The 9,381-nt window shown below is 49.5% G+C and carries 5 protein-coding genes; all 5 read left to right on the plus strand.

Annotated elements, in window-relative coordinates; translation table 11 throughout:
* The first annotated feature begins 396 nt into the window (after window positions 1-396).
* The 5 genes from SFV55_RS15490 to SFV55_RS15510 all read left to right on the plus strand — a co-directional run bounded on the left by SFV55_RS15490 (window position 397) and on the right by SFV55_RS15510 (window position 8,728).
* Window positions 397-2,289 (plus strand): CHAT domain-containing protein, encoded by a 1,893-nt coding sequence (locus tag SFV55_RS15490; protein WP_320030430.1) that lies wholly within the window; start codon window positions 397-399, stop codon window positions 2,287-2,289.
* Window positions 2,286-3,371: an ATP-binding protein gene (locus SFV55_RS15495; protein ID WP_320030431.1), complete on the plus strand. Its 1,086-nt coding sequence runs from the start codon at window positions 2,286-2,288 to the stop codon at window positions 3,369-3,371. Before SFV55_RS15490 ends, SFV55_RS15495 begins: the two co-directional genes overlap by 4 nt.
* On the plus strand, window positions 3,372-3,989 hold the full coding sequence (locus SFV55_RS15500; RefSeq protein WP_320030432.1) for a hypothetical protein: 618 nt from the start codon (window positions 3,372-3,374) through the stop codon (window positions 3,987-3,989). It begins immediately after the preceding gene.
* Window positions 3,989-8,239, plus strand: a complete 4,251-nt coding sequence (locus tag SFV55_RS15505; protein ID WP_320030433.1) for a WG repeat-containing protein — start codon at window positions 3,989-3,991, stop codon at window positions 8,237-8,239. The genes SFV55_RS15500 and SFV55_RS15505 overlap by 1 nt, the downstream gene beginning before the upstream one ends.
* 126 nt (window positions 8,240-8,365) lie before the next feature.
* Window positions 8,366-8,728 carry a hypothetical protein gene (locus SFV55_RS15510; protein WP_320030434.1) on the plus strand — a complete coding sequence of 121 codons (363 nt, stop codon included), beginning with the start codon at window positions 8,366-8,368 and terminating at the stop codon, window positions 8,726-8,728.
* The last annotated feature ends 653 nt before the right edge of the window (window positions 8,729-9,381 follow it).

The raw sequence follows: 9,381 nt of genomic DNA on the forward strand, positions 1-9,381 counted from the left end.
CCGAATACATGACTTACGATTTTAGAAGTGAGCTACCGCAGCGACTTGAACCAGGACAGGGTCTAAATGCTGCGCGGTGCAAAAATCCCCCTGAATATTGCCCTGATAAAGAAGTTTTTGCTTATTTTTAGACGTACCTAAAGCCCAATGTCATTGACTTAAGGAATTTTGCGTTGAATTTGGTAGCGTGCATTTGTCCCAGGACCCCCGACCCCTACAGGGGAGCACAGCCTACGTAAGCTTGGAAATTTATTCCTTTCAACTGAAAGTAAAGATCTTAGGCATACGTAAAATGTACTCCCCTTTAGGGGTCGGGGGTTCTGGGACAAATGCACAATGCTGCGCTGAATGCACCTTTTTGTCTTAAGTCAATGACATTGACCTAAAGCCCCCACTATGCCCAACATCATCTTTCTAGCCTTTGCCGACGAACAACAAAACTCCCTGCCAGCTCTGCAAGCAGAGTTTGAAAGTTTGCGCGACCTCCTCCGCCCCCTCGATGCCCGGGAGTACATCAAGCTGGTGGCCCATGGCGCCAGCACCAGAGAGCAGTTCATCCAAACCCTGAACCACTACCAGGGGCAATTGAGTATTGTACATTTTAGTGGGCATGCCAGTGGGCAGGAAGTAGCCCTGGCCGACGGGGCGGCATTTGCCAAAGGGCTGGCAAATTTGTTGGGGCAAGAACCCCAGCTCAAACTCCTCATCCTCAACGGTTGCGCCACCCGTGGCCAGGTAGCGCAAGCCCTGTCCCTTGGGATTCCCTTGGTGATCGCCACCTCCAGGCCGGTGGCCGACGAACAAGCCAGCTGCTTTTCCATCGCTTTTTACCGCGCCCTGGTCAACAAACGAACCATCCTAGAAGCCTTTAATTTTGCGCGGGCTGAGTTGGAACTGCGCTTCAAACAGCCCCCTGAACTCGCGCTGCGCGGACTTGCCCTGCGCCAGGAGGAGGAGCGCTCCGAGGAACTGCCCTGGGGTTTGTACACCACAGCTGGCACCACACCCGAAGCCCTGCACTGGCGGCTTCCCTACTACCGCGACTCGGGCCTGTCGGATCAGCTCAAGCAGGACATCAGCCAGCGGGTGAGCACCAACCAGTACATTGTGCAGGTACTCGACCGCATGTGCGCGGTCAACAAAGACATTACTGCCAATTACCTCATCCGCTACGTGGACGGCAAACCCCAACCCGTAGACCCCAGCAGCTACCTCGATGCCGTGATCCAGAACTTCCCCTGGGTGATTGGCTCGCAAATTGGTTTGCTGCGCCAAAAACTACCCGCTAATCTGGAGCGGTTGGAACAGCTGTTGAGCACCTACGTCCTCAGCTCCCAGTTGCTTTTTTACATCCAACTGGCCGATTGTTGGGAACAAAAAAGCCGGAAGCACTGGCCAATTGATGCCCCACCCGGCTTTGCCCAGTTGCCCCGCAGTGCCGAGGAATTGAAACAAACCAATTTCCTGGCGCGCTTGCTGGAAGTCTACCACTGGATGTGCCGCCCAGAACTGCCCGATAACCGTACTTTTTTTGCCCCCGAACTGGCCGATTTTTGCCAACACCTGGCCGATCCGGGGCATCGGCTGTACAAGGCCCAGCAAGCACTGGAGCAATTAAGGCAAAAACATGCCGCCAGGGACCTGGGGGACCTGAACGCCGCCTGCAAACTCGCCGAACAAACCCTGGCCATCGTCCTCGGTGAGATGTCCTTTCTGGCGGCTTACCATTTTTTGACCGTGCGCAACATCTTTTTGGATTTCACCCTGACCAAACCCCTGGAGTACGACCTGGAAATGGGCAAACTCAATACCCTGACCGCTTCGAGTTTGGGCATCTACCAGGATGCGAACTACCGCCGCAAAACCAATTACACCAACAGCAAATCGATTGTGCTGACCGCCAACGAGCGCGACCTGCAATTTGCGCTGCCTTTGACGCCGTTTCTGATCGATGCCAATACCTATTTGGGCGAACCCCTGCCCAACCTATTCCTCTTTGCGTTTGTGGAGGGTGAAAAATACCATTACTACTCCGTGATCCACGATTTTTATACGGCCATTGCCGGGGGCAAGGGTTTTGACCTGATCCATACCAGCTTGTGCAAAGAAGATTTCCTGGAAGGCACCAACGATTCCAGTCTCAAAGCAGAGGAAGACTGGTTGGACGACGGGAGTTTTGGCACTTCCGGCCGCGCCCAGGGGGGCAAAACCCCGGTGTTCACGATTCTGGAAGAACAACTCGCCCGTTTCCATTCCGATTTCAGTCCCTACCACAATCCCCAGTCATGAGCAGCACTTCACCCTTCAAACTCCTGGACGCCTACAACAAAGGTGACGATGCCAGCTACTTTGGTCGCAAGCGGGAAGTGGCCCAGTTGTACAATGCCGTTTTTGCGGGCCGACTCACCTTGCTGTACGGTGCCTCTGGAACGGGCAAAACCAGTCTGGTGCAATGCGGCCTGGAAAACAAGTTTTACCCCACCGACTGGCTGCCGCTCTTTGTACGCCGCAATCAGGACATCAACCAGGCACTGCGCCAGGCCATTGCCACGGCGCTACCGGAAGCAACTCGCCCGCAGAATTTGGCTACCCTGGCCTTGGAAGAACAATTGCATCTGCTTTACCTCCAACATTTCCGCACCATCTACCTGATCTTTGACCAGTTCGAAGAATTGTTCATTGAAGGAGAAGAAGCCGAGCAGTTGCAATTTTATCAGGACATCCGCGACCTGCTACAATCGGAACAACACGCCAAAGTGCTGATCATCATGCGCGAGGAATGGCTGGGCCACCTCAATACCTTTGAGCGAATTGTACCCACCCTGTTCGACAACCGCCTGCGCATCGAGCGCATGCGCGAACACCTGCTCTGGCGCACGGTCATCCCCGGCCTGATCCGCTCGGCCAACATCGAACTGCACGAACCCCGCGAAACAGTGCCCCTGATCATCCAGCAGATCAAAGACCCCCGCGAAGGCGTCGACCTGGCCGACTTGCAGGTGTACCTGGATCGCCTGTACCGCAAGGCTGCTGAAGCGCAAGCCCCTGCTGCTGCTCCCGCACAAAAGTTGAGTTTCGACCGCGCCCTGGTAGAACAGGTGGGCGAAATCAAAAACGTACTCTCGGTTTTTCTGGACGAACAAATGTTGGAACTGGAGAAAAAGCTGAAGGAAAAATTCGACCTGGACGACCCCAGCAATATCCCCCTGGACATCCTGTACACCCTGGTGACCAATGAGCAGACCAAACGCAGCCTCGACTTTGCCGCCATCCTGGAGCAATTGCCCCAAAATCGCGGCATCACCCCTGAAGTAGTGGCCTACTGCCTGGAACAAATGGAAGACATGCGCCTATTGAACCTCAATGACTAAATGATGCGCTACGAACTGAAACACGATAAATTGGCCGCCCAGATTTTTGTGCGGGCGAGTGCCGCAGCGAAGGCAAGGCGGCGAGCTGCGGAGGTGTATGTGCTGTACACCGAAAAAAACCGACTGCTGACGGTTGAAGAATTGGAGGATCTGGCCCCTTTTTTACCGGTATTGAGCCCGCCTCCGGCGCTGCAACAATTGATGGAACGCAGTCGGGACAGTATTCGGGAGAAAGAAGCCGCTGAAAAAGTGCGTTTGGAGCGGGAATTAAAGGAAAAGCAGGGTTTGTTGGAGCAGGCGGAGCAGCAACGAAAGCGGGCAACCTTATTTGGTGGAGTGGGTTTTGTGCTGGCTGCAGTGGCCATTATGGCGGGGTTATGGGCGTATCAGGGTCAATTGAAAGCCAAAGCAAGTCAAGAAGAAACTGAAAAAACACTCGAAGCCTTAACCCTTGAAAAAATCCAACGCCAGGAAATTGACCTGCGGGAATGGCAACGCAAAAAGGCCGTTTTTGCAAAAGGCGAACGACTCGATCTGGTGGAAATGGCTGACGACAGCATTCGGAAAATCGAACTATCCAAGCAAAAAAATCAAGCAAAACTCAAAAACCCAAACTAATGAAATCACTACTTGCACTTTTCCTCTGTCTGGGGCTAGTGGTATCTGCTTACACCCAACCTTGTCCCAAATACGCTTCCATCCTGCAAGAAGCCGAGGTTTCGCTAAAAAAGGAAAAATATGTCGATGCCCTGAACAAACTCAGTACCGCCCGGGAATACTGTCCGGAAAAAGCGGTGGAAGTAGATCAAAAGGCGGAGGAAGTAGTCAAAGCCATCGAGCGTAAAAAATTCGATGCAGATCAACTACTGAAAATTGCCAATCAATTGGTTGGTTATTTTCAATTTGGGCTAGAAAAAGTGGCCTGGGCCTACAACATCGAAAAGGCCCGCTTTGCGGTGATTGATCGAAATGGGGAGAGAAAAAGTGAGTTTGTGTACGAAAGCCCGGAAGCCTTTCAAAATGGGGTGGCCATGGCGAAAGTGAACAATCAATATGTATTGGTGGGTACGGATGGACAGGAAAAAACGGAGCGGTATGATTTTATGATGAAAGCGGAGGGCGAGTATGTGCTCGCATCCAATGCAGATAGTATTGATGTGTTGAGTAAGCAAGGAAGTAAGCTGTATGTAATGGCAAACGAGAACAGCGAGGATAGATTTATTACCATCCACCAAAATAGAAAGATAGGTTTGTTGAATAAAAAAGGTGAGGTCAAAATAAAACCAGAATACAGTAGCATAAACCGTTCACCCAATGGCTTGTATTGGGTGGAAAAGCATGAAAAATGGAGACTCATTGATTCCTCTGGGACCATCCTCCTAAAATCTTTTTTTGATGGGTACAAAAACTTCTCCAATGGACGCGCTTGGGTCAATGAAGGGGGGACATGGGAGAGTGCTTGGTTCTTAAAAGATGTTTGGGTCACTGGCGGAAAATGGGGGCTCATTGATCCCACGGGCACCATCCTCCTAAAACCAACTTTTGATGCTGTCAAAGACTTCTCCAATGGACTTGCCTGGGTCAATAAAGGTGGAACATGGGAAGAAGAAAAGATCACAGGTGGAAAATGGGGACTCATTGACCCCGCTGGCACCATCCTCCTAGAACCTACTTTTGATGCTGTCAAAGACTTCTCCAATGGACTCGCCTGGGTCAATAAAGGTGGAACATGGGATAATTTTAACAAGATCGCAAGTGGAAAATGGGGACTCATTGATTCCGCTGGCACATTCATCCTAGAACCTTTTTTTGATGCCGTCGAAAACTTCTCCAATGGATTTGTCTGGGTCAATGAAGGGGGAACATGGGATAATTTGGGCAAGCTCAAAGGTGGAAAATGGGGACTCATTGATTCCACTGGCACCATCACCCTAAAACCTTCTTTTGACGCCGTCAAAAATTTCTCCAATGGACGCGCTTGGGTACTTGAAGGTGGAAAATGGGGACTCATTGATCCTGCTGGCACCTTCATCCTAAAGCCTGCTTTTGATGCCGTCGAAAACTTCTCCAATGGACGCGCTTGGGTCAATGAAGGGGGAAGAATAGATTATGAGGGCAAGATCATAGGAGGAAAATGGGGACTTATTGATCCTGCTGGTACCTTCATCCTAGAACCTTTTTTTGATGCTGTCGAAAACTTCTCCAATGGACGCGCCTGGGTCAATGAAAGGGGAAAGTGGGGACTCATTGGTTACTCTGGTACCATCCTCCTAAAACCTTCTTTTGATGGGTACAAAAACTTCTTCAATGGCCGCGCCTGGGTCAATAAAGGGGGAACAAGGGATAATGAGGACAAGATCAAAGGCGGAAAATGGGGACTCATTGACTCCGCTGGTACCATCCTCCTAAAACCTTTTTTTGATGCCGTCGAAAACTTCACAAATGGTCGCGCCTGGGTCAACGAAGGGGGAACAAGAGATAATGAGGACAAGATCATAGGAGGAAAATGGAAACTCATTGATTCCTCTGGGTCCATCCTCCTAAAACCTTTTTTTGATGCTGTCGAAAACTTCTCCAATGGGCGCGCCTGGGTTAATGAAGGGGGAACAAGAGATAATGAGGGCAAGATCACAGGTGGAAAATGGGGGCTTATTGATTCCACTGGCACCATCCTCCTAAAACCTTCTTTTGATGGGTACAAAGATTTCACCAATGGGCGTGCCTGGGTTAATGAAGGGGGAACAAAGGATGATGAGGGCAAAATCACAGGTGGAAAATGGGGACTTATTGATTCCACTGGCACCATCCTCCTAAAACCTTTTTTTGATGATTTCGAAAACTTCACCAATTGCCGCGCCTGGGTCAATGAAGGTGAAAAATGGGGACTCATTGATCCTGCTGGCACATTCCTCCTAAAACGTTCTTTTGATGCCGTCAAAAACTTCACCAATGGACGCGCCTGGGTCAATGAAAGTGGAAAATGGGGACTCATTGATCCCGCTGGCACATTCCTCCTAGAACCTTCTTTTGATGGGTACAAAGATTTCACCAATGGCCGCGCTTGGGTACTTGAAGGTGGAAAATGGGGACTCATTGATCCCGCTGGCACATTCCTCCTAAAACCTTCTTTTGATGTGTACAAAGATTTCACCAATGGACGCGCCTGGGTCAATATAGGGGGAACAAGGGGTGATTTTGGCATGACAACAGGTGGAAAGTGGGGACTCATTGATTCCGTTGGGACCATCCTCCTAAAACCTTTTTTTGATGCCGTCGAAAACTTCACCAATGGACGGGCTTGGGTCAATATAGGGGGAACAAGGGGTGATTTTGGCATGACCATAGGTGGAAAGTGGGGACTCATTGATTCCGTTGGGACCATCCTCCTAAAACCTTTTTTTGATGGGTACAAAGAATTCTCCAATGAACGCGCCTGGGTCAATGAAGGAGGAACATGGGATGAGGGCGAGTTCACTGGTGGAAAATGGGGACTCATTGATTCCGCGGGCTCCATCCTCCTAAAACCTTTTTTTGATGCCGTCGAAAACTTTACCAATGGACGGGCTTGGGTCAATATAGGGGGAACAAGGAATAATGTGTACCGTGTCACTGGTGGAAAATGGGGACTCATTGATCCCGCTGGCACATTCCTCCTAGAACCTTCTTTTGATGGGTACAAAGATTTCACCAATGGACGTGCCTGGGTCAATGAAAGTGGAAAATGGGGACTCATTGATCCCGCTGGCACATTCATCCTAGAACCTGCTTTTGATGGGTACATAGATTTCACCAATGGCCGCGCTTGGGTACTTGAAGGTGGAAAATGGGGACTCATCGATTCCGCGGGCTCCATCCTCCTAAAACCTTCTTTTGATGCTGTCGAAAACTTCTCCAATGGCCGCGCCTGGGTCAATGAAGGAGGAACAAGGGATGATCAAGGCGGGGTCAGTGGCGGCGGGAAATGGGGGCTCATTGATGCTGCTGGTACCTTCATCCTAAGACCTGCTTTTGATGGGTACAAAGATTTCTCCAATGGCCGCGCCTGGGTCAATGAAGGAGGAACATTGGATGATTATGGTCAGCTCACTGGCGGAAAATGGAGACTCATTGACCCTGCTGGCACCCTTCTCCTAAAGCCTTCTTTTGATGCCGTTGAAAGCTTTTCCAATGGACGCGCTTGGGTCATGGAAGGTGGAACATTGGATGATTATGGCCAGCTCACTGGCGGAAAATGGGGACTCATTGACTCCGCTGGAACCATCCTCCTAAAACCTTCTTTTGACTTGTACAAAGACTTCTCCAATGGATTCACCTGGGTCAATAATGGTGGAATATGGTATGATGAGGACACTGTAATTGACGGAAAATGGGGACTCATTGACTCCTCTGGTGCCATCATCCTAAAACCAATCTATGATGAATATTCCGATTTCATAAACGACTTCATCAAACTCCGCCAAGGCAACAAATATGGCCTCTTTGACCTTCAAACCCATCAAACCCTCCCCTGCCAATACACCAAGATCTACCCCTCAGGACTCCACCGCTTCCTCTTGGAACAAAACGGTCGTTACGGTCTATACGCCCCACGCAAAAACATTCTCCTCCCCTGCGATTATGAAGCCATCGGCTTTATCGGAGAAGAAAAAGGCTGGATCAGGGTGCAACAAAACGGCAAATGGGGCTGGGTGGAGTGTGTAAAAAATAAAAAAGGAGAATTTGAGGTAATCACCAGAATTCCTTGTCGTTTTGATGGAGCCGGGCCATTTCAAAACGGCAAAGCGCGGGTGCGGCTGGAGCCTTATCCTAATGAGATTTTGATCAATGATAAAGGGGAGTTTTTATTTGAATCGCTCACCCAAAAATAGCTTTAGCAATTTCAGCTGAGGGAATGGGAAAAGAGATACTTGGGGATTGGCGCTGAATAGGGGTAAATGCAAAAAGTTGCATCTATAAAAGAAGCACTTTAAAATAGCTTTAAAACACCAACGACCATGAAAAACGCCACCCTTATTCTTCTTTTCTTTTCTTTCAGCCTTTCCATTTTTGCCCAACAGTCCCTGTCCCAAAAAATTACCAACATCACCTGGACCCTACAAAGTGATGAAATGAGCGGTATGGGTACCCATCAAAGTTTGCCAGCCAAAACTACGCTGGTGCTGGATGCAGCAGGGCAATGGAAGTCCTCCAATTCGATTAACGGCTTGAGCAACGGAATGTGGAAAGTGGATAAAAAAGGCCGTTTGATCCTGCAATTAGATAAAAAGAAACGGGGCTTTTGTGATTTGGAAGGTGCCTTGTTTGTGGTGACTGTTCCCGGGGTGGGGAAGGAGCGGAGGATGGTTTGGGGAAGGTAGGGATACACCTGAACATTTTGCTCGGAGGACATGAATTGCCTCCAGCTTCAGCTGGTGGATAAATGGTAGACTCTAGATTTTGGGCTTTAGCCCAATTTTACTGACTTTAGGAAAAAGGTTCATTCAGCGCAGCATTGTGCTGAGGTCTACCAACCCCCGACCCCTGGAAGGCAGGGTCGATTGGTTCTAGGTTTGGAAATAGAATCTGGCGTGGTAGAGACGTTGCATGCAACGTCTCTACGGTGTTTCGCGGAACACAACAATATTTTTTCACCCCAAAATAAAGAAATACAGGGTGAATAGACCTATTGGAAATCAGAACCAATCGACCCTGCCTGGAAGGGGAGTACATTTTCGGTAAGCAAAAATTCTACCTTTTGTTCGAGAAAAAGGTAGAATAGTGAGCTAACGTAGGCTGTACTCCCCTCACAGGTAGGGTCGATTGGTTCTGGCCTCAACCCCGAAGGGGTGACATGATTATAGCAAATAACCGGTGTTTATTCCATGAAGAGAAACCCCGAAGGGTAGGCTGTTCAGAATTAGAAAAAAAGTTCCCCCCGTTTTACCTTTGAAAAGGTGCTAAAACGAAGGGAACGTGAAAAAAAGTCAAGCTAAAGATATTCCAAAGGGATGGAAAATCAAAGCGATAGAGC

This window comes from Haliscomenobacter sp. (assembly GCF_033763495.1).
Taxonomy (GTDB): Bacteria; Bacteroidota; Bacteroidia; order Chitinophagales; family Saprospiraceae; genus Haliscomenobacter.

What these genes read in the sequence shown, in the direction of transcription:
- SFV55_RS15505 (WP_320030433.1), top strand. Translation starts at nt 3,989, where the DNA reads ATGAAATCACTACTTGCACTTTTCCTCTGTCTGGGGCTAGTGGTATCT.
- SFV55_RS15495 (WP_320030431.1), top strand. Translation starts at nt 2,286, where the DNA reads ATGAGCAGCACTTCACCCTTCAAACTCCTGGACGCCTACAACAAAGGT.
- SFV55_RS15500 (WP_320030432.1), top strand. Translation starts at nt 3,372, where the DNA reads ATGATGCGCTACGAACTGAAACACGATAAATTGGCCGCCCAGATTTTT.
- SFV55_RS15490 (WP_320030430.1), top strand. Translation starts at nt 397, where the DNA reads ATGCCCAACATCATCTTTCTAGCCTTTGCCGACGAACAACAAAACTCC.
- SFV55_RS15510 (WP_320030434.1), top strand. Translation starts at nt 8,366, where the DNA reads ATGAAAAACGCCACCCTTATTCTTCTTTTCTTTTCTTTCAGCCTTTCC.